This is a genomic window from Paracoccus isoporae (genome assembly GCF_900101865.1).
Taxonomy (GTDB): Bacteria; Pseudomonadota; Alphaproteobacteria; order Rhodobacterales; family Rhodobacteraceae; genus Paracoccus; species Paracoccus isoporae.
Genome location: NZ_FNAH01000003.1, coordinates 274,820 through 294,992 on the forward strand (window position 1 = coordinate 274,820; position 20,173 = coordinate 294,992).

Genomic DNA, 20,173 nt, shown 5'->3' on the forward strand with positions numbered 1-20,173 from the left:
GCTCCGTGAATTGGCGCGCGCGGACAAGGCTCGCTACAGCTTGGAGGCGACGAAGCCCAGATGGTCGCGCACGGCCGCGCCGGCCTCCTCGGGTTCGCTCCTGGCAATGGCGTCGAAGATGCGCTGATGCTGCTGACCGAGTTCCGCGAGCACTTCGGGCACATTGGTTTCCGCACGTCGCTCGCGCCAGCCCTCGTCGCGGCGAAACTCCCGGATCAGCTCGTAGATTTCCAGGAACAGCGCGTTCTGCGACAGTTCCGCAATCCGGTAATGGAACACCGCATCGGCAAGATCGTAATCGCGCGGGCGCGTGGCGTCGCGGGTCTTCTGCATAAGCAGGCCAAGCGTCTGCTTCTCGGCCTCGCTGCAATGGATTGCAGCCAGTTCCGCCAGGCGCGGCTCGACCTGATAGCGCACATCCATGAGCTGGTTCAGCGTCAGCCGTCCGGCCAGCAGACGGTGGCGGCTGCGGTCGGGATGGGGCGGCGGCACGACGAACGTGCCGCGCCCGTGACGCCGGAACACCACGCCCGATTGCTGCAACGCATCGAGCGCCATGCGCAACTGGCGGCGCGGAATGCCAAGTCGTTCGGCCAGGCTGCGTTCCGGCGGCAGCCGCCCCCCCTCGCGCAGCGCCGCCGACAAGAGCGGGCGCAGCGCCTCGATCACCGATTGTAGATCGTCCTTGTCCGAGGCCTGCATCATCTCAGCCGCTGAACAGATCGACGAACATGCGCAGCGCGGTCAGCAGCAGGAACGCCCCGAAAGCCAGCCTGAGCGCGCGGCGCGGGATGGAATGGGCCAGCTTCACGCCGAGCTGCGAGAAGGTCGTGGTCAGCGGGATGATGACCACCGCCGCCAGCAAATTGACATAGCCGATGGAGAAAGGCGGCAGCCCGGCCTGCCCCTGCCCGGTCGCGGCATAGATCAGCGCACCCGGAAGACCGATGATGAAACCGATTGCAGCCGAGGTGCCGACCGCGCGGCGGATGTCGTAGCCGAGGAAGTTCAGCAGCGGCACCCCGATGGTGCCGCCGCCGATCCCCATCATCGCGCTGATCGTGCCGGTGAAGACACCGAACAGAGCCCAGACCGGGCGCGAGAACCCCTTCGGCTCGGGATCGGCGCGCCCCTTGCGCAGGATCATGTCGGCGGAGACGGCAAGCGCCACGGTCGCGAACACGGCGATCAGCACGTTGCCCGACACATAGCCGCCCAGCAGACTGCCTGCCACGACGCCCAGCAGGATCCAGGGCGCCCAGAGTTTCAGCAGATCGGTGTCGATGGCGCCCCGCCGGTGATGGCCAAGACCGGAGGCGAGCGAGGTGAACACGATCGTCGCAAGCGAGGTGCCGACCGCGACCTTCATCGTCAGCTCCGGGTCCATCCCGGCGAGTGTCAGCGCGAAATACAGCGCCGGGACGATGACGATCCCGCCCCCCACTCCCAACAGCCCGGCCAGAATACCACCGGCCACGCCCGCGCCGATGGCGACCGCGGCCAGCTCGATCAGCGCGGCGGTGGTGATGCCCTCCATCCGCTCAGCCCTTCGAGGTCGCGCGCGACTGGCTGGGGCGGTTCTCGGCCTTGCGTTGCGCCTGATCCTCGGCCACGCGGCGCTCGATCTCGGCGCGTTCGGGATTGCCGCTGAAGGCGGCGGCGGTGGGCAGAAGCTCGTAGAAATGCAGATATTGCTCGGAGGCCACATCCAGCAGCCGGCGCAGCTCGGCCAGCGGATCGGCATCGTCATCGACGCGCAGATCCAGCCAGGGATGCGCCTCGCCACGATGGATCCGCAGACCCGCCGCCTGCCGGCCGCGCTTGTCGCCGCCCGCGGCCTCGCCCGCATCCATCGCGGTCAGCAGCCGCTCGGCAAAGCCCAGATCGCGGCGCTTTGCGAACACCCGCGCCGTCTCCTCGACCACCGCAGGGCCTTCCAGCATATTACCCGCAACCGTGAACCCTTCGCCCGCGACATGGCCCGCCCAGTCGATGCAGTCCGCGCCGGTATGGACGGCAAAGCGCCCGTCCCGGTCCATCAGGTGCGCCTGACGATGGCTGGCGCCTTCATCGCGCGAGATCAGATCGTCCAGCACGGCCTGAGCGGATTCCCCTGCTTCCAGCCGGCGCAAGCCTTCGCTGCCCCAGACCGGGTTCACGAAAGCCTGCGTCGCGATTGCCGCCGACGGACCGATAAACGGCACAAGCGCGCCGCAGGCGAAGAACCGGCTGGCCACGGCGATGCCGATGGCCCCGGTATTCGTGTCGCGTGCCACAATGGAATATGTCATCTCTCAGCGCCCCACCGCATATGCCTGCATCAATCTTGGCGTTGCCACCGCCGTCATAACCCCATCCGCATCGCGCCGCGCGGCGGTCAGCCGCCCGATGCTCCACGGCTCGGCCACGCTGATCTCATGGCCGCGCGTGCGCAGATCGTCGATGACCGCCTCTCCGAACTCCGGTTCGATCATCAGCGAGCCGGGCCGGGCCTCGCGCGGATAGAAGCTGGACTGGAAATGCTCGGTATGGAACAGCGGCGCGTCCATGCCCTGCTGCATGCCGAACCCGTGATGGACATGGCGCAGGAACCAGATGAGCTGCCACTGATCCTGCTGATCGCCGCCCGGCGTGCCGAAGGCGATCCGTGTGCCGTCTTTTTCTGCCAGCGACGGGGTCAGCGTGGTGCGCGGCCGGGCGCCGGGCTTTAGCGACGAGGGCAGGCCGTCGCGCAGCCAGAACATCTGCGCCCGGCTGTTGAGCGGGAAGCCGAGGCCGGGGATCACCGGGCTGGATTGCAGCCAGCCGCCCGACGGGGTCGAGCTGACCATGTTGCCCCACTGGTCGATCACGTCGAGATGCACCGTATCGCCCCGGCGCTCGGTCAGATGCGACATGGTCGGCTCGCCCGCGCTTGCGCCGCGGGCGGCGTTGAAATCGGTTTCAGCGCGCGTCACCGCATCCTCGGCCAGATGCTCCAGCCCGGCGATCCGGCCGGGGCGCTGCTCCCAGTTGGCGCGCGGGCCGATCAGCGACGCACGCTCGGCGGCGTAGTCGTCGGACAGCAATCGCTCCAGCGGAATGTCGAAATGGTCGGGGTCGCCGTAATACGCCTCCCGGTCGGCATAGGCGAGCTTCATCGCCTCGATCACCGTGTGGACGAACTCCGCGCCGAGCGGGTCCATCGCGGCAAGGTTGAACTGCTTGAGGATCTGCAGCGTCTGCAACAGCACCGGGCCTTGCGACCAGGGCGCGGTCTTGTGCACCGTCCAGCCGTGATAGTCGATGGAGACCGGATCCTCCCATGTCGCCTGCCAGCCGGCCAGATCATCGCGCGACAGCACTGCGCGATGTGCGCTGCCGGACACATCCATCACCTCCGCGCGGTCCAGATAGTCGCAGATCGCATCGGCCACGAAACCCGTTGACCAGGCCGCGCGGGCGGAATCGATGCGGGCTTCTCGGGTCTCGCCCGCCGCCTCATCGGCAACACGCTGATAGCAGGCGGCCAGATCAGGGTTGCGGAACAGCGCCCACGGCGCGGGCGGGGTGTCGCCGGGCAGGAATGTCGCAGCGCTTGTCGGCCATTCCGTGCGGAAGAAATCGGCCAGCCCGGCAATCGTGTTGGCCACACGCGGCAGCACCGGATGGCCGTCGCGCGCATAGGCGGTGGCGGGGGCCATGACCTCGGCCAGGTCCATGCTGCCATGGTCGCGCAGCATCAGCATCCAGCCGTCAAACGCCCCCGGCACGACCGTCGCCAGCAGGCCGGAGCCGGGGATCAGACCCTGCCCGAAATGGCTGCGGTAATGATCCATCGTCGCGCCCTGCGGCGCCACGCCCTGGGCACAGAGGACGCGCGTCTCGCTGGTCTCTGCCAGATGAATGAGGGCGGGCATGTCACCGCCCGGCCCGTTCAGATGCGGCTCGACCACCTGCAGCACGAGCGCGGTTGCGACCGCCGCGTCAAAGGCATTTCCGCCCTTCTCCAGAATGCCCATCCCGGCCGCCGAGGCGAGCCAATGGGTCGAGCTGACGGTGCCGAACGTGCCGCGAATATCGGGGCGGGTGGTAAAATCAGTCATATCCTGTCCTGTTCATCAGTCTTCGCGCGGGTCAAGCGCATCGCGCAGCCCGTCGCCCAGCAGGTTGAAGCCAAGTACGACCAGAAAGATCGCGATGCCCGGCCAGACGGCCATCCAGGGGGCCTGCGCCATGAACCCCTTCGCGACATTGAGCATCGCCCCCCAGCTTGGCGCGGGCGGTTGCTGGCCAAGCCCGAGAAAGGAGAGCGACGCCTCGGCGATGATGGCGCTCGCCACGGTCAGCGTCGCCTGCACCAGCACCGGCGGCAGCACGTTCGGAAAGATATAGCGGCGCAGGATCACCGGGGTCGACAGCCCGATGGCGTGCGCGCTCTCGACGTAATCCTCGGCGGTGACATTGATCGCCTGGCCGCGCGTCAGCCGGATGAAGACCGGGGTGGCGGCAATGCCGATGGCGATCATCGCGTTGGTCAGGGACGGCCCCAGAAACGCGGCGAGCGCGATGGCCAGGATCAGGAACGGCATGGCCAGCAGCGCCTCGGTGCAGCGCGAGATGATCGCATCGGTCCAGCCGCCGAAATAGCCGGCGATCACCCCCAGCGGCACGCCGATGGCGATCGCGATGGCAACCGACACCACCCCCGCCATCAGCGAGGCGCGCGCGCCCCAGATCATCCGCGAAAGCTGGTCGCGGCCCAACTCGTCCGTGCCGAACCAATGCGCGGCCGAGGGCGGCTGACGGATCGCCGCCCAGTCGGCGGCAGCGGGATCGGCCAGCGGCAGGATCGGGGCGGCGAGCGCCAGCAGGATGAAGACGCTGACAAGTGCTGCGCCGAACATGGCGCTGCGATGGGCCAGCAACTTGCCCCAGACCCGGCTGCGCGGCTTGCGGATCGGGGCGGCGGCGGTGGCGTTATGGGTTGCAGCCTCTGTCATCAGCCTGCCTTCAACCGGGGGTTCAGCATGACATAGGCGGCGTCCGCGACGAGGTTCATCAGGATGAAGCCCATTGCCGTGACCAGCACGACGCCCTGCACCACCGCATAATCGCGATTGAACACGGCATCGACCACCATCTTGCCGAATCCGGGAATGGTGAAAATCTGCTCGGTCAGCACCGCGCCCGCGATCAGCTCTCCGAATAGCAGCGCAGCGAGCGTGACCACCGGGGTCAGCGCGTTGCGAAAGGCATGGTGCATGACCACGGTCCGCTCCCCCAGCCCCTTGGCGCGGGCGGTACGGATGTAATCCTGCCGCAACACGCCCAGCATCGACGACCGCGTGTGCCGCATCAGCGAGGCGGCAAGCGCGGTGCCCAGCACGAAGGCCGGCATCAGCATGGTGCGAATGGATTGCAGCGGATCCTCGGTCAGCGGGACGTAACCCGAGGCAGGCAGAAGCTGCCAGCGGACCGACACCAGCAGGATCAGCATGATGCCGAGCCAGAAATTCGGCAGCGACAGCCCCGACAGCGCGACGATATTGGCGACATAATCGGTGATCGTCCCCTTCTTCACCGCCGAGATGATCCCCGCCGGGATGCCGATCAGCGCCGCGAAGATCATCGACATCACCGCCAGTTGGATGGTCACCGGCAGTTTCGAGGCGATCATGTCCGCCACCGGCAGCCCGGTGCGGATCGACTGGCCGAAATCGCCCTGCAGCACGCCCCCGATCCAGCGAAGATACTGCATCCAGATCGGGTCGTTCAGGTGATAGAGCTCGCGCAGCCGGTCGAGCGTCTCGGGGTCGCGATCCTCTCCGGCAAGCGCCAGCACCGGATCGCCGGGCAGAAGCTGCTGCAGCGCAAAGACGAAGATCGACACCAGGATCAGCGTCGGGATCGAGACCAGCAGGCGGCGGGCGATATAGGACAGCATCAATTGCGCCTTCTCGGGTGGGATGGCCCGGCCGCCGGCACGGCGGCACGGGCGCGGTCATGCGGCAGGGACCGGGCGGCGTGCACCGCCCCGGCCCGGTGGCTCATTCGCTCAGCGTCACGCCTTCCAGGCGGATCATCCCGTCCGGGCTGGGGCTGAAGCCTTCGACATCGTTCGAGACGCCGTAGAGCCAGGCATCGTTATACAGGTAGAACAGCGGCAGATCCTCCATCAGGATCTGGTTGGCCTGATGATACAGTTCCTTGCGCTCCTCCAGATCGCTGACGGTGCGCGCTTCGGCAAGGATGCGGTCCACCTCCTCATTCGCGTATTTGCCGTCATTGAACCCGCCGCCGGTGGTGACGAAGCCGTAGATATTGCCGTCGGGGTCGATCCGCCCCGACCAGCCGACCTGACTGGCCTGGAAATCGCCCGCCGCCTGATCCGACAGCATGGTGGCGAATTCCTTTGCGGTCAGGTTGATCTGGATGCCGGCCTCGGCCGCCATGGCCTGGATCATCTGCACCACCTGCTGGCTGACCGGCATGTTCGGGAACTGCATCTCCAGCGACAGCCCGTCCTCGTAGCCCGCCTCGGCCAGCAATGCGCGGGCCTGTTCGACGTCACGTTCCGGCACCGGATAGGCCTCGTCGAAATAGGGGCTGACGGCCGAGGAGAACTGGCTCGCCGGCGCGTTCAGCCCGGCGAACACGACCTGGTTGATCGCATTGCGGTCGATGGTCAGCGACAGGGCCTGGCGCAGGCGCGCGTCCTGCCCGAACGGGTTGTCCGACTTGGCGCCATTACTGGTGTTGAAGGTGATGCCCTGATAGCCCAGACCGTCGGCGCGCTCATAGGTCAGGCTGTCGCTCGATTCGACCGCCTCCACATCGGTCGCCGCCAGCCGGTTGATAAGGTCAAGATCGCCGGATTGCAGATTGGCAAGCCGCACCGTCGAATCCGGGATCGGCAGATAGGTCACGCCGTCGAGCGAGATCTCGTCGGCGTTCCAGTAATCCTCGAATTTCTCCAGCTCGATTCGGTCCTGCGCCACGCGGCTGACGAATTTGAACGGACCCGAGCAGACCGGGTTGGCCGCCACGTCGCTGTCGAAGCTGGCCGGAGAGATCATCATCCCGGACCGGTCGGCCAGTTGCGCCAGCAGCGGCGCATCGGGCGCGGACAGGTTCAGCCTCACGTGATGCGTATCGACCACCTCGACCTCCTCGATAGAGCTGACCTCGGATTTGCGCACGCTCGTGTCCAGCGTCTGAGAGCGTTCGATATTGGCCTTCACCGCCTCGGCGTCGAAGGGGGTGCCGTCATGGAACACCACGCCCTCGCGCAGCATCATGTCCACGCTGCGCCCGTCCTCGCTGACCGTCCACTCCGTCGCGAGCTGGGGGACCAGCTCCAGATCCGGCGTCACGTCGATCAGCTTGTCGCAGAGCGCGGTGAACACGATGCGGCCGACAAAGGTCCGGCTGCGGTCGGGGTCGAGCGCGTCGGGATCGCTTTCCAGACCGATGCGCAAGGTCTGTCCCTGCGCGGCAAGGGCCGTCGAGCCGAGCAGGGCGGCGATGAGGAATGTGCTGCGGAATGTCATGGCTGTTGTCCTTCCTGTTGGTTTTTATCCGTCTTGTCTTTCGCGGCGAGCGCCTGCCGGTAGAGGTGAAATCGTCGCTCTGCGCCCGCGCTGCGTGCCGGGGGAGGCGGCATGTCGTCGCCACCCTCCGCGATCTCGCGCCATCTGAAGCAGGCGATGCTTGTGCCGGAATCGCTCGTTTCCGTGGGCGGGCGCGATCCGGCGCATATCTCGGCGGCATGGGGGCAGCGCGTGCGGAAATGGCATCCCGAAGGCGGGTCCATCGGGCTTGGCGTCTCGCCGGTCAGCGACGCGCCCTGCCCGCCGCCTTCCGGACCCGGAATCGCGGCCAGAAGCGCGCGTGTATAGGGGTGGCGCGGCCGCGTGAAGATCGCGTCGGTCGGGCCACTTTCGACGATGCGGCCCAGATACATCACCGCCACGCGGTCGCTCATCTGCCGGATCACGGCGAGGTCATGGGCGATCACCACCAGCGTCAACCCCAGCTCATCGCGCAGATCGGCCAGCAGATTGACCACCTGCGCCTGCACGCTGACATCGAGCGCGCTGACCGGCTCGTCCCCGATCAGCAGTTTCGGCCCCGAGGCGAGCGCGCGCGCAATCCCGATCCGCTGGCGCTGCCCGCCGCTGAACTCATGCGGGTAGCGGTCCATATGCTCCGGCCGCAGCCCCACCTGCGCCAGCAACCGCGCCACCTCGGCCCGACGCGCCGCGGAGTCCAGTTCGGGCCGATGCGCCTCCAGCGGTTCGCCCACCAGCCGGGCCACGGTCAGCCGCGGATTGAGCGAGGAGAACGGATCCTGGAAGATGAACTGCACATCGCGGCGCAGCGCGCGCAATTCCTGCCCGCTGATCCGGGCGATCTCGTGGCCGGCGACGCGGACCGAGCCGTCGCTGGGTTCGTGCAGCCGCATCAGCAGCCGCGCCAGCGTCGACTTGCCGCAGCCCGATTCGCCGACGATGGCAAATGTCTCTCCCCGCGCGACGGTCAGGTCGACGGCATCCACCGCGTGCAGGTGACGGGGCGCTTTCAGGAACCCGCCCCCGATCTCGAAGGATTTCGACAGCCCGCGCGCCTCGATCATCGCCTCGTTCATGCGGCACCCGCCAGCCGCTCGTCCAGCGGTGCGAAATGACAGGCGACGCTGTGGCCGGGCGCGATTTCGGCCGATGGCGGGGTGTCGGCACAGCGCGGCTGCGCGAAGGGGCAGCGGGTCGCGAACCGGCATCCCGGCGGCATGGTCTCGATCGACGGCACGATACCGGGGACAGAGGCCAGCCGTGTGCGCGGCCCGCGCAGCGCCGGAACCGAGGACATCAGCCCGATCGTATAGGGATGCTGCGGGTCCCCGAAAATGGCCTCGACCGGGCCGCTTTCGACCACGCGGCCGGCATACATCACCGCCACATTGGTCGCCACCTCGGCCACCACGCCGAGATCATGGGTGATAAGCATCACCCCCATCTCGCCGCCCGCCTGCAACGACCCGATCAATTCGAGGATCTGTGCCTGGATGGTCACGTCAAGCGCCGTTGTCGGCTCATCCGCGATCAGCAGGTCGGGACTGTTCACAAGCGCCATGGCGATCATCACCCGCTGGCGCATCCCGCCCGAAAGCTGATGCGGATAGTCGCGCATCCGCCGCTCGGGCGCGGGAATGCCGACGCGGCGCAGCATCTCGACCGCCTGCGCCTGCCCGTCACCGGGATTGTGGCGCCGCCAGGCCTCTGCGATCTGTTCGCCGATGCGGTGCGCCGGGTTGAGGCTGGACATCGGCTCCTGAAAGATCATCCCGACATTGCGGCCGCGCAGCCGCGACAGCCCGCGCTGATCGTCAAGCGCGATGCGGTCGCCGTCGAAGCCGAGTTGCCCTGACACCCCACGCTGCAGCGCAGGCGGCAGCAGGCCGATCAGCGCCAGTGAGGTCAGGCTCTTTCCGCAGCCGGACTCACCGACGACACAGAGCGTCTCGCCGCGGCGGATCGACAAGCCCACGCCGTCCACCAGCGGTCGCTCATATCCGGGAACGCGAATGGTCAGATCGGTCAGAGAGATCAGCTCGTCAGCCCGTGTCACAGCGCGCCCCCATCGCGTGAACCAATTCAGGATTGGTTCAGAATGCATGTTCGCCGACGGATTGCAAGGGGGCGGGACAGGGGATCCGGTCCGGCGGCTGCAGCCCGCAACAGCGGCGTCAGGCCGTCACGCGCGCCAGCCCTTGTCAATCTCCTGAAATCGCACATGTCGCGGCGCTGCACGTCTTGCCGGAATACGCGACACGGCTTGTGCCTAAATTCGCGCGCCCCGCCAGTCCTTCGGCGACGCACCCGTCATTCGCTTGAACGCGCGCGTGAAGGCGCCGGGCTCGGAGTAGCCCAGAAGATCCGAGATCTGCGACAGCCTCAGATCGCTGTGGCGGATATACAGCTTGGCCCTGCCGATCATCACCTCGTCCTGCAGCGCGCTGAAGCTGGCACCCTCCTCGGACAGTCGCCGGCTCAACGTGCGTGCGGTCAGGCCAAGCTGGCCGGCGACCTCCTCCAGCGAGGCGATGGGATCCAGTGCCTGCAACTGCCGCGTCACAAGCTGGGCGATGCTGTCCTTTTTGCGCAGCACCGGCAATTGACGCATGATCGCCATTTCCAGCGACCGGAACATCGCGGCACTGGCGGTGGCCGGCCGATGCATCCAGAAACCCTTCGGCATGCGAAGCTGGTTGCGTTCGCAGCCGAACCGCAGATAGCCGGAGAGACGTTCGGGCAGGCTGCGGTGAATGACGCCGTGATCGTATTGGAACTCCATCGCCAGGGGCGGCGGCGCCTGCGGATAGAAGCCGAAGATGAATCCCAGCGTCGAGGCCATGTCGCGCGCGGCGGAGAACGCGTCGAGCGCCTCGCTGCGTGTTTCGGGGACGAATTCGATGAACTCCTCGTCATCCGTCTCACCGAAGGCCACGCAGCAATTCGACCAGACGAGCTCGGGAAAGCGCAGGAACATCGACAGGCCCTCCAGGCAATTGCCGGCAAATTTCGCCGCATTGCTGATCGGGGCGAACATGCTGATATCTGTGCTGGCGCCGATGGCCAATCCAGCCTCCAGCGGAGTCACATCGCGGTATTCGGTCTGCATCAGCCGTTCCAGGAACCGGCGCTCGACCGTGATGTCGATGAGCATGTCCGGGTCCGACATCACCGCGTCGGGCAGGCCGGAGCCCCGGATCAGCGCCTTGGTGTCGCCGCCCTGGCGGTCAACCTCATGGAGATGCAGCAGGATGCCGAAGGCACGCCGCTTCGGCGTGACCAGGTTCTCGATCCGGATGATCCGCCGCTCCGCCATGCTGCGTTCCCTTGCGTCATAATGGGCAATTCAAGCTAATCTGGCGCGAATTGTCAATTTTTTGTCCGGTTCGATCCTTACCAGAACCGCCGACCGGTGAGAGCCTTGGATCAACAGGGAGGAGTTCACATGGAACATCGCGAGGTCGTCATCATCGGCGCAGGCATTTCCGGCATCGGGGCCGCCTGCAACATCGAACGCAAGTCGAAAGGCACGGATTACGTCATCCTCGAAGGCCGCGAGGCCATTGGCGGGACGTGGGATCTGTTCCGCTATCCCGGCATCCGCTCGGACAGCGACATGCACACGTTCAGCTTCGATTTCCGGCCCTGGCGCAAATCCAAGCGGCTGGCCAGCGGCGAGGATATTCGCAGCTACCTGGCCGATGTGGTCGAGGAATTCGGCCTTCGCCGCAAGATCCGGTTCGGGCATCGCATCGAGTCGGTGGAGTGGAACAGCGAGACGGCGCAATGGACCGTCAGCGGCACACGCAACGGCACCGAGCAATTCACCCTGACCGCCCGTTTCCTGGTCATGGCTACGGGATACTACAATTACGAAAAGGGCTACCGCCCCGATTTCGACGGGATGGAGGATTTCAAGGGCGTCGTTGCCGATCCGCAATTCTGGCCCGAGGATCTGGATTACAGCGGCAAGAAAGTCGCGCTGATCGGCAGCGGGGCGACGGCGGTGACCATCGTGCCGGCCATGGCGGACAAGGCCGCCCATGTGACGATGATCCAGCGTTCGCCCAGCTATGTCTTCAACTGGCCGGTCAATGACAAGACCGCCGGTCTGCTGATCGACTGGCTGCCGGGTCAGCTGGGTGCACGTCTGGTGCGCGGTCGCAACCTGGCGCTGAACAACGTCATCTTCGCACTGTGCCAGCGTTACCCGCAGATGATGCGCCGCTTCTTCTTGCGTCACATGACCGGGCTTCTCGGCGGCGACCGGGCCTATACCGAGCAGCATTTCAACCCGCGCTACAACCCGTGGGAGCAGCGGCTCTGTTCGACCGTGGGCAATGATCTCTTCGGCGCGATCCGCGACGGCAAGGCTTCGGTCAAGACCGACCATATCGACCGGATCACCGAGACCGGCATCCGGCTGAAATCCGGCGAGGAGGTCGAGGCCGATATCATCGTGCCGGCAACCGGGCTGAAGCTGCGCTTCTTCGGGGGCATGAAGATGATCCGCGACGGGGTCGAACTCGCCTCGGGTCAGCTCACCAGCTATCGCGGGCTGATGTTCGCGAACGTGCCGAACCTGGTCTATTTCGTCGGCTATACGAACAACCCCTGGACGGCCAAGGCCGATATGATCGCGCATTACCTGACGCGGGTGCTGAACCATATGCGCCGCACCGGGCAGCGCATCGTGGTGCCGGAGCTGGACGAGAGCCGGGCGGACGCGTTGCCGATGCTGAAACTCACCTCCGGCTATGTGCAGCGCGGCAGCGACCTGCTTCCCAAGATCGCGCAGGACGAGCCGTTCCGGGTCTATCAGAACCCCTACAAGGACTGGTTCTTCATCCGCAATTCGCGGCTGAAGGACGGGGTGCTGCGCTTCTCGAAGAACCTGCCCCGCACCAAGGCAGCGACCCGCCCGGCCGACATCTCGGGCATCGCGGCCGAATAGGCCCTTGGACCTTAACGGGGCGCGCACCCAATACCGGCCGCCCCAAAGAGATCCGGGAGGATCATCATGTTTCTGACAGCCAATAAATTCATGGCAAGAATGGGCGATCTGTCGCTGGGGCTGACGCCCGCCGCCGTCGCGAGATTGCTGGTCACCGGCCGGCGCGCCAAATGGGACGGCAGGCGCGTCGATCCCCGCGCGCAGGTCGCCGGGCGGTTCTTCACCTCGCTGCGCATTCCGGCCACTGAGGCCAGGCTGACCGCGTTCCGCGAGTTCTTCGACGCGCTCGGCACGCGGTCGGGCTTTGCCGATACGGGCGGGGTCGGCACGCGCGACATCGCCATGCCGCTGGCCGATCGCAGCCTGACCGGACGCCTTTATTCGCCTGACGGCGTGGCGGATGGCGGCCCGCTGATCCTGTTCTTCCACGGCGGCGGCTATGTTCTGGGGAGCGTGGCTGGATATGATCCCATCTGCCGCCGGCTGGCCAAGCTCAGCGGCCATCGCCTGCTGTCGGTCGAATACCGGCTCGCGCCGGAGCATCCCTGGCCCGCCCCGGTCGAGGATGCGCGCGACAGCTGGACATGGGTGCAGCAGAATGCGGACCGGCTGGGGATCGACCCGGAACGGGTGACGCTGTCGGGTGACAGCGCGGGCGGCGGGCTGGCCCTGGTGGTCGCCAACCATGCGGCCGCCACGCCGCAGGACAACCAGCCCGCAGCACTGGCGCTCGCCTATCCCGCCGCGCGGGTGACCTTGCAGGACGAGGCGGAACAGGCGCTGGCAGGGATGGAGCTGCTTCTCGGGGTCTCGGTGCTGGAATGGTTCAAGAAAACCTACACCGCCGGGCGGGTGGAGGCGACCGATCCGACCATGTCACCCGCGCTTGACGAGGACGGCCTGCGTCACATGCCGCCGACGCTGATCCTGACCGCGGGGTTCGACCCGCTGCGTCCGGGCGCCGAGTTTCTGCGCGACCGGCTGGCGGCGGGGGGGCGTGCGGTGGAGTTGTATGAATACCCGACGATGATCCACGGATTTGTCAGTCTCGGACGACATTTCACCGAGGCCGATGATGCGATCCGGCGACTCGCGCGTTATGTTCGCACATGCTGCGAAACCGAGCGCGGAGAATCCCGCCAAGCAGCCAGGGGAGGAATAGTCTGATGACCGGCCAAATGATGTATGAACAACTTTCGGTAAACTCGCTGATCGACCACGCCGCGCGATTCCACGGCGCGACCGAGGTGGTCTCGGTGGAAACCACGGGCGAGGTGGCGCGCAGCACTTGGGGCGAGGTGTCGGCCAATGCCCGCCGCCTGGCCTCGGCGCTCGACCGGCTCGGCGTGTCGCCGGGCGCGCGGGTGGGCACGATTGCCTGGAACAACCGCCGCCATCTGGAGATCTATTTCGGCGTGGCGGCTGGCGGGCGCGTGACCCACACCATGAACCCGCGCCTGACCCCGGAACAGGTCGCCTATATCGCCAACCATGCCGGCGACGAGGTGTTGATGTTCGACGCCACGTTCCTGCCGCTTGTCGCGCCGATCCGCGCCCATCTGGACAGCGTGCAACATTTCGTGCTGCTCGGAGCGCGCGACGAGGCGGCGGCGACCAAGCTGGACGGGCTGCTGTTCTATGACGAGTTGCTGGAGACCGGCGATCCCGACCACGCCTGGCCCGAGATCGACGAGCGCGCCGCCGCGGCGATGTGCTATACCTCTGGGACGACCGGAAATCCCAAGGGCGTGCAATATTCCCACCGCGCCATCGTGCTGCATTCCATCGGCGGCAACCAGCCCGACGGGCTGGCGCTGTCGGCGCGCGACACCGTCATGCCGGTGGTGCCGATGTTCCATGTCAATGCCTGGGGGGTGCCCTATATCGCCGCGCAGGCCGGATGCCGGCTGGTGCTGCCGGGCCCGAAGCTCGACGGCGAAAGCCTGGCCCGGCTGATCGACGCCGAGGGGGTGACGATCTCTCTCGGCGTGCCGACGATCTGGATGGGACTGCTCGCCGGGCTGGAAAAGACCGGGGCGACCGCCGCCAGCATGACCCGCACGGTGGTCGGCGGATCGGCCCTGCCGCCGTCGATGATCCCGGCCTTCCGCGACAAATATGGCGTCGATCTGGTCCATGCCTGGGGCATGACCGAGACTTCGCCGCTCGGCACGCTGAACCAGCTTCTGCAGAAGCACGAAGATCTGTCCGAGGAGGAGCAGGCGAAGATCCGCCTTGGCCAGGGCCGCCCGCCCTGGGGCGTCGATCTGCGCATCGTCGACGAGGACGGGCAGGTTCTGCCCCATGACGGCGAAACCCAGGGCGCGCTGCAGATCCGCGGCCACTGGATCGTCGAGGGCTATTACGGCCAGTCCGGGAACGCGCTGACCGAGGATGGCTGGTTCGACACCGGCGACGTGGCGACGATCGACGCGGATGGCTACATGATCATCCGCGACCGCTCCAAGGACATCATCAAGTCGGGCGGCGAATGGATCTCGACGGTGGAGCTGGAAAACATCGCCATCGCCCATCCCGCCATCGCCAATGCCGCCGCCATCGCCGCGGTCCATCCCAAATGGGATCAGCGCCCGGTGCTGATCGCGGTGCGCGCGGCTGAGGCCGAAATCAGCGAGGATGAGCTGATCGGGTTCTATGACGGCAAGGTCGCCAGTTGGCAGGTCCCCGACCGGGTCGTGTTCGTCGACGAACTGCCGCTCGGCGCCACCGGCAAGGTGCTCAAGAACCGGCTGCGCGAGAGCTTCGGCGAGATCCTGCTCGAGAGCGCATAGGCGGGATCGGCGGGTGCGGAGCCGGCTTCAGGCCCGCGCCCAGGAGGCCCGTGACTGGACCACCGTGACGGCTGCGGCGGCAACGATATCCTCGACGCTGCATCCGCGTGAGAGGTCGTTGGCCGGGTCGTGCGTGCGATGCCGAGGATGCGTTCGAGAGGTTTCGCGCCATGCTCTTGCGCGGGTGGCAACGGCTGCGTGCGTTGCAGCCCTCTTATATCTCGTAACCCATTGAAATTACAAAATACGCCTATGCACATGGCGTACACCGCCTGTACACAGGCCGTACACCGGCCGTGCATCCGTCAACGCCTCCGCCAGCGAAAACCTGCGATCTGCCGAGCCTCGCCATCACGCCCGCCCCGCGATCCGGGACCGGCGCGGTTGGACAGGTCGACCCCGCATGTGTCGGAGCGGAAACGCGTCGCCAAGCGACGGATCGGGCACCGTCAGAACGGACAAAGAGATCGTCACCGCATTGCGCGACGACATGAATGCTGAACGGCGCGGTGAATCGCCAGGACGCCCCCCTGCCGCCGTCCGGCCCGTGGATCAGGCCGGCAGCAATTGCAGCGAGTCCGGTGTCCAGTTCAGGGCGACCGTGTCTCCGGGAGCCAGGCTTTCATCCGCATGGGGTGCCGAGACCTGCGCGACGAAGCTGTGCGGGGCGCAATCGATGATGTAGCGATAGGAATTTCCCAGGAAGAAGCGGTTCCTGATCCTGCCCGTCCAGTCAGCCGCACCCGGACCGTCACGGCTCAGCGAGATCTGCTCTGCGCGGATCCCGAGCGCGAGTTTCATTCCCGCGCCGATCCCGTCGGGCTGGCCGATGGCGATGCGGCGTCCCTGGCCGTCTTCGGCGACGAGACCGGCCTCCCCTGCCCTGACGGTGGTGTCGATGATGTTCGTCTCGCCCATGAACTCGGCGATGAAGCGCGTCTTGGGCTGGCGATAGATCTCGTTGGCGGTCCCGAATTGCTGAAGCTTGCCGCCATCGAGCACGGCGATGCGATCCGACAGGGCCAGGGCCTCGTCCTGGTCGTGGGTCACGAAGATCGTTGTGGTGCCGATCATGTCGTGCAGCCGGCGCAGCTCGAATTTCATATGCTCGCGCAGCCGGCGATCGAGCGCCGAGAGGGGTTCGTCGAGCAGCATGACGGACGGCTCGAACACGAGCGCGCGCGCGATGGCGGTGCGCTGCTGCTGCCCGCCCGACAGTTCCGACGGGCGGCGCTTTGCGAATTTGGACAGTTCCACCAGTTCCAGCACCTCGTTCACGCGATGGGCGATCTCGTCGCGCGCCACGCCGCGCATCTTGAGCGGATAGCCGACATTTCCGGCGACGGTCATGTGCGGAAACAGCGCGTAGCTTTGGAACACCAGCCCGATCTCGCGTTTCTCGATGGGCAGCGCCACCACGCTCTTGCCACCGATGCGCATGTCGCCGCCGCTTGGCGTGCCGAGCCCCGCCAGCATCTGCAGCAGCGTCGTCTTGCCGCTGCCCGACGGGCCCAGCAGGGTCACGAACTCGCCGTTGCGGATCGACATGTTCACGTCGTCGAGCGCAACGAAATCGCCATACCGCTTGCTGAGGCCCAGGATTTCAACACCATCGCTCATCGCAATATCTCTTTCTCTCTGTGTTACTGCTGCGCCAGGCGACGCGCCTGAAGCTGCTGCGCGAAATTCGCCAGCACGCCGAACAGGACCACGACCAGGATCATGATCGAGGCGACGACGGTGATCATCGGGCTGGTCGCCTCGCGCATCTGGAGCCACATATAGACCGGCAGGGTCTGGTAGCGGCCGCCCATGAAGAGCGGGATCAGCAGGTTGTCGAAGGCGTTCAGGAAGCTGAACAGCGAGGCGACGATCAGGCTGGGCCAGACGAGGGGGATCACCACATCGACGAAGCCGCGCACCGGGCCGGCGCCGCAGGCGCGCGCGGCATATTCGATATCGACCTTGAGCGAGCGGAACACGGCGGTCATCACCAGCAGGACCAGGGCCGTCGCCGTCACCCCCTGCCCGGCGACGATGGCCGCCGCGGTGCCCGAGACGCCGAAGGCGGATGCGGCGATGTAATAGGCGATGGCCGGCACGATCTCGGGCAGGATCAGCGGCACCAGGGCCAGCGAGATGATGAGCGATTTTCCGGGGAAGCGTCCGCGCACGATGCCGTAGGCCGCGACCGAGCCGATCAGCACCGATACGATCATGGTGACCACCCCGAACTGGACGCTTTGCCGCAGCGCGCGGACCCACGGCTCCTGCTGGAAGAACAGAGCGTACGCCTCGCCGTTGAGCTGGGTGGGCGGCCAGGACAGGTAATCTGGGTCGCCGAAGGAGAGGATGACGATCAGGGCCTCTGGGACGATCAAGAAGACCACCACGGCGAGGGCGACGGCGATGCGCAATCCGGCGCTGGCGGAGGCCGGGACGCGGTCGAGCCATGCCAGGACCGGCGCGGTCAGCCGCTCCATGATCGCGCCCAGGGGCGCAAGGAGGCGCGACAGCAGGCGGGCGATGCGGGAGGGCTTGTCGCCGCGCCCTTCCCCCGACACGTCGCCGAACTGGCCGCCCCGCACGAGACCGTAGATCGGAACGGCCAGAAGGATCAGGAAGATCAGCGACATGGCCGAGGCGAAATTCCAGTCGAGCGAGACCGTCGCGATCAGCACGATGATCTGGCCGAACATCAGGTTGCCGACGCCGCCGAGAAGCTGCGGGATCACGAAGGCACCCAGCGCCATCACGAAGGTCAGCAGCCCGCCCAGCACGATGCCGGGCATGCTGAGCGGAAAGAACACGGTGAAGAAGGCGCGCAGATTGCCGGCGCCGAGGCTTTTCGCCGTCACCATCAGATCCGAATCGATCCGGCCCATGATCGTGTAGATCGCCAGGACCGCGGGCGGCATGAGGATATGGACAAGCCCGATCACCGTTCCGATGGTCGAGTGGCCCAGCAGATAGGGTTCATCCAGGATCCCGGTCGCGACGAGCGCGCCATTGACCGGCCCTTCGAGCCCCAGCACCACCGACCAGGCATAGGTCCGCACCAGAACCGAGGTGAAGAAGGGCAGCAGCACGCAGATCAGCAGGACGGTCCGCCGCCAGCCCTGCGCCAGATGAATCGTCAGCGCCACCGGATAGGCGAGGGCGAGAATCAGCAGATCGACCAGCAGCGCGATCTCGATCGTGTTCCAGATCGAGGTCAGATAGGCGGGCTGGCTGAAGACGTTGCGGATTTCGCGCAGGGTGAACTCCCCAGCGGGCGTCTGGAACGCGTTCAGAAGAAAATAGACGATCGGCAGAAGCGAGGCGATCGAGATGAATATGACGAGGGGAATGACGGGAAGAAGGCCGCGGAAATTCATCTGACATCCGGAGTTCACGTGTGAATTTGCGGCATGGGGCGGGATGCCGCCCCATGCGGGAGGCAGGCGTCAGAGACCGATCCGCCAAGCGGTGAAGGCAGCGATCACGCCGTCCAGATTGGTCTTGCCGGTGTCCGGGTCGATGTCGTTATACCAGGGATCGTCCAGGAAGAAGAATGCGTCATCGGCATATTCGGACGAAAACGGCAGGCTGCCCTGAAGCGCCGGGTCGACCTTTTCGATCACGCTGTCGATGGGCACGATCAGCCCGCCCTTCGTGGCTTCGGCGTAAGCGGCCTGGATCTCGGGCTGTTTCCACCAGGTCAAGAAGATCTGGGCGTTGTCCTGGTTGGCGCCGTTGGCCAGCACCGCGTCACGGGTGCGGTCAACCGCGGTCTGCAACCCCTCGATGGCCATATGGATCGGCTGACCGGCATCGAGGGCGCGGAACACGGACGGGCCGAACGCCCAGTCCATCACAACGTCACCGGCGACAAGCGCCTCGATCCCCTTGGGCGAGGCTTCCCACAGCACGAGATTGTCACGGATGGTCGACAGTTTTTCCAGCGCCCGGTCCACATCCAGCGGATAGAGCGCGTCGGGCGAGACGCCGTCCGCGATCAGCGCGTACTGGACATTCGCCAGGATCCCCGCGCCGCCCGCGGACATGCCGCGATTGCCCGGATATTTCTCCAGATCGAAGAAATCCGCCCAGGAGGTCGGGGGATTATCCGCGAGCGCGTCGCCATAAAGCAGCCACAGCCCCTCGGACGGGCCGGCCGCCCAGTTCGCGCCCAGAAGATCCGCGTCCTGGTAGGCGGCCACCACCTCGGGTGCCCAGCGGGACGTGTCGAGCGGCGCGAACATGCCGTCCTGATCTACCGCCTGGAAATGATCGACAAGCATGCCGAGCGCCACGTCCCATTCGGCATTGCCGGTGCGTTGCTGAAGAACCAGCTTCGGTCCGTAATCTGCATCCCCGACCTCGACCCCGACGACGCTGATCCCGGTGTCTTCGGTGAATTGCGGCAGGAGCGATTCCACCGCGGCGCCGTCGATGCCGCCCCAATGCGCGACGACGACCTCGCCCTCGCCCTTCAACTCCTGCGCAGCGGCGGTTCCGGCCGCGCTCAGCGCGATGCCTGCGGCGCCCAACAAGCCAAATGCGCGCCGGCTCATCCCGGCTTTCGCTTTCAGTTCCATCAATCTTCCCTCCCGTTTCTTGCGCCGTCATGCGGGCCATCTGCCCCGGCGCGACATGCACCAAGCTGGAATAGCACAGATAGAAACAGTATCAAACATTTTCTGTCTTTTTTGTTCTTTTATGTGAATTTGGCAGCGTGTTCTTGCCGAGATCGTGTGGCGAACAGGCGTGCAGCCCTGTCCATGATGCGGGGACGGTTCAGCAAAACCGGCGTGTTTTCAGCCAGGCGGGTCAGGGGAGCGCGGCCGAATCGCGCCCGGCGCCGACCGCTCGCGCCGGTCATTGCGGCGCAG

16 protein-coding genes are annotated in these 20,173 nt (G+C 66.1%); 3 read left to right on the forward strand and 13 right to left on the reverse strand.

Features of this window, described 5'->3' with window-relative positions; all coding sequences use genetic code 11:
* Positions 1 to 33: 33 nt before the first annotated feature.
* From BLT73_RS07575 to BLT73_RS07620, 10 genes are all read right to left on the reverse strand, one after another.
* The gene (locus BLT73_RS07575) at positions 34 to 705 is read right to left on the reverse strand and encodes a FadR/GntR family transcriptional regulator (protein WP_090522439.1); all 672 of its coding nucleotides are present in this window, start codon (positions 703 to 705) and stop codon (positions 34 to 36) included.
* Between the two features lies 1 nt (position 706).
* A complete protein-coding gene (locus BLT73_RS07580; protein WP_090522441.1) occupies positions 707 to 1,537 on the reverse strand; it encodes a sulfite exporter TauE/SafE family protein in 831 nt (276 codons plus the stop codon).
* A gap of 4 nt (positions 1,538 to 1,541) precedes the next feature.
* Positions 1,542 to 2,291: a DUF1028 domain-containing protein gene (locus BLT73_RS07585; RefSeq protein ID WP_090522443.1), complete on the reverse strand. Its 750-nt coding sequence runs from the start codon at positions 2,289 to 2,291 to the stop codon at positions 1,542 to 1,544.
* A 3-nt stretch (positions 2,292 to 2,294) separates the two neighbouring features.
* Positions 2,295 to 4,085: a gamma-glutamyltransferase family protein gene (locus BLT73_RS07590; RefSeq protein ID WP_090522446.1), complete on the reverse strand. Its 1,791-nt coding sequence runs from the start codon at positions 4,083 to 4,085 to the stop codon at positions 2,295 to 2,297.
* 15 nt (positions 4,086 to 4,100) lie between these two features.
* Complete coding sequence (locus BLT73_RS07595) at positions 4,101 to 4,982, reverse strand: ABC transporter permease (protein ID WP_090522448.1); 882 nt, start codon at positions 4,980 to 4,982, stop codon at positions 4,101 to 4,103.
* On the reverse strand, positions 4,982 to 5,926 hold the full coding sequence (locus BLT73_RS07600; protein WP_090522450.1) for an ABC transporter permease: 945 nt from the start codon (positions 5,924 to 5,926) through the stop codon (positions 4,982 to 4,984). The genes BLT73_RS07595 and BLT73_RS07600 overlap by 1 nt, the downstream gene beginning before the upstream one ends.
* Positions 5,927 to 6,029: 103 nt before the next feature.
* Complete coding sequence (locus BLT73_RS07605; protein ID WP_090522452.1) at positions 6,030 to 7,532, reverse strand: ABC transporter substrate-binding protein; 1,503 nt, start codon at positions 7,530 to 7,532, stop codon at positions 6,030 to 6,032.
* The gene (locus BLT73_RS07610; protein ID WP_090522454.1) at positions 7,529 to 8,629 is read right to left on the reverse strand and encodes an ABC transporter ATP-binding protein; all 1,101 of its coding nucleotides are present in this window, start codon (positions 8,627 to 8,629) and stop codon (positions 7,529 to 7,531) included. Before BLT73_RS07610 ends, BLT73_RS07605 begins: the two co-directional genes overlap by 4 nt.
* Positions 8,626 to 9,609 (reverse strand): ABC transporter ATP-binding protein, encoded by a 984-nt coding sequence (locus BLT73_RS07615; protein WP_245727164.1) that lies wholly within the window; start codon positions 9,607 to 9,609, stop codon positions 8,626 to 8,628. Before BLT73_RS07615 ends, BLT73_RS07610 begins: the two co-directional genes overlap by 4 nt.
* A 213-nt stretch (positions 9,610 to 9,822) precedes the next feature.
* Positions 9,823 to 10,869, reverse strand: a complete 1,047-nt coding sequence (locus BLT73_RS07620; protein ID WP_090522459.1) for an AraC family transcriptional regulator — start codon at positions 10,867 to 10,869, stop codon at positions 9,823 to 9,825.
* A gap of 129 nt (positions 10,870 to 10,998) precedes the next feature.
* On the opposite strand from BLT73_RS07620, the gene BLT73_RS07625 reads away from it, so the two are divergent.
* From BLT73_RS07625 to BLT73_RS07635, 3 genes are all read left to right on the forward strand, one after another.
* Positions 10,999 to 12,507, forward strand: a complete 1,509-nt coding sequence (locus BLT73_RS07625; protein ID WP_090522461.1) for a flavin-containing monooxygenase — start codon at positions 10,999 to 11,001, stop codon at positions 12,505 to 12,507.
* A gap of 66 nt (positions 12,508 to 12,573) precedes the next feature.
* Entirely contained in the window at positions 12,574 to 13,674 is a 1,101-nt protein-coding gene (locus BLT73_RS07630) for an alpha/beta hydrolase (RefSeq protein ID WP_090522463.1), read from the forward strand.
* Positions 13,674 to 15,299 (forward strand): long-chain fatty acid--CoA ligase, encoded by a 1,626-nt coding sequence (locus BLT73_RS07635; RefSeq protein ID WP_090522465.1) that lies wholly within the window; start codon positions 13,674 to 13,676, stop codon positions 15,297 to 15,299. The genes BLT73_RS07630 and BLT73_RS07635 overlap by 1 nt, the downstream gene beginning before the upstream one ends.
* A 552-nt stretch (positions 15,300 to 15,851) precedes the next feature.
* Here the strand turns inward: BLT73_RS07635 and BLT73_RS07640 are convergent.
* The 3 genes from BLT73_RS07640 to BLT73_RS07650 all read right to left on the reverse strand — a co-directional run bounded on the left by BLT73_RS07640 (position 15,852) and on the right by BLT73_RS07650 (position 19,879).
* Positions 15,852 to 16,919 (reverse strand): ABC transporter ATP-binding protein, encoded by a 1,068-nt coding sequence (locus tag BLT73_RS07640; RefSeq protein WP_090522467.1) that lies wholly within the window; start codon positions 16,917 to 16,919, stop codon positions 15,852 to 15,854.
* A gap of 23 nt (positions 16,920 to 16,942) precedes the next feature.
* Positions 16,943 to 18,676 carry an ABC transporter permease subunit gene (locus BLT73_RS07645; protein WP_090522469.1) on the reverse strand — a complete coding sequence of 578 codons (1,734 nt, stop codon included), beginning with the start codon at positions 18,674 to 18,676 and terminating at the stop codon, positions 16,943 to 16,945.
* 69 nt (positions 18,677 to 18,745) lie between these two features.
* A complete protein-coding gene (locus BLT73_RS07650; protein WP_090522471.1) occupies positions 18,746 to 19,879 on the reverse strand; it encodes an ABC transporter substrate-binding protein in 1,134 nt (377 codons plus the stop codon).
* Positions 19,880 to 20,173: the final 294 nt, after the last annotated feature.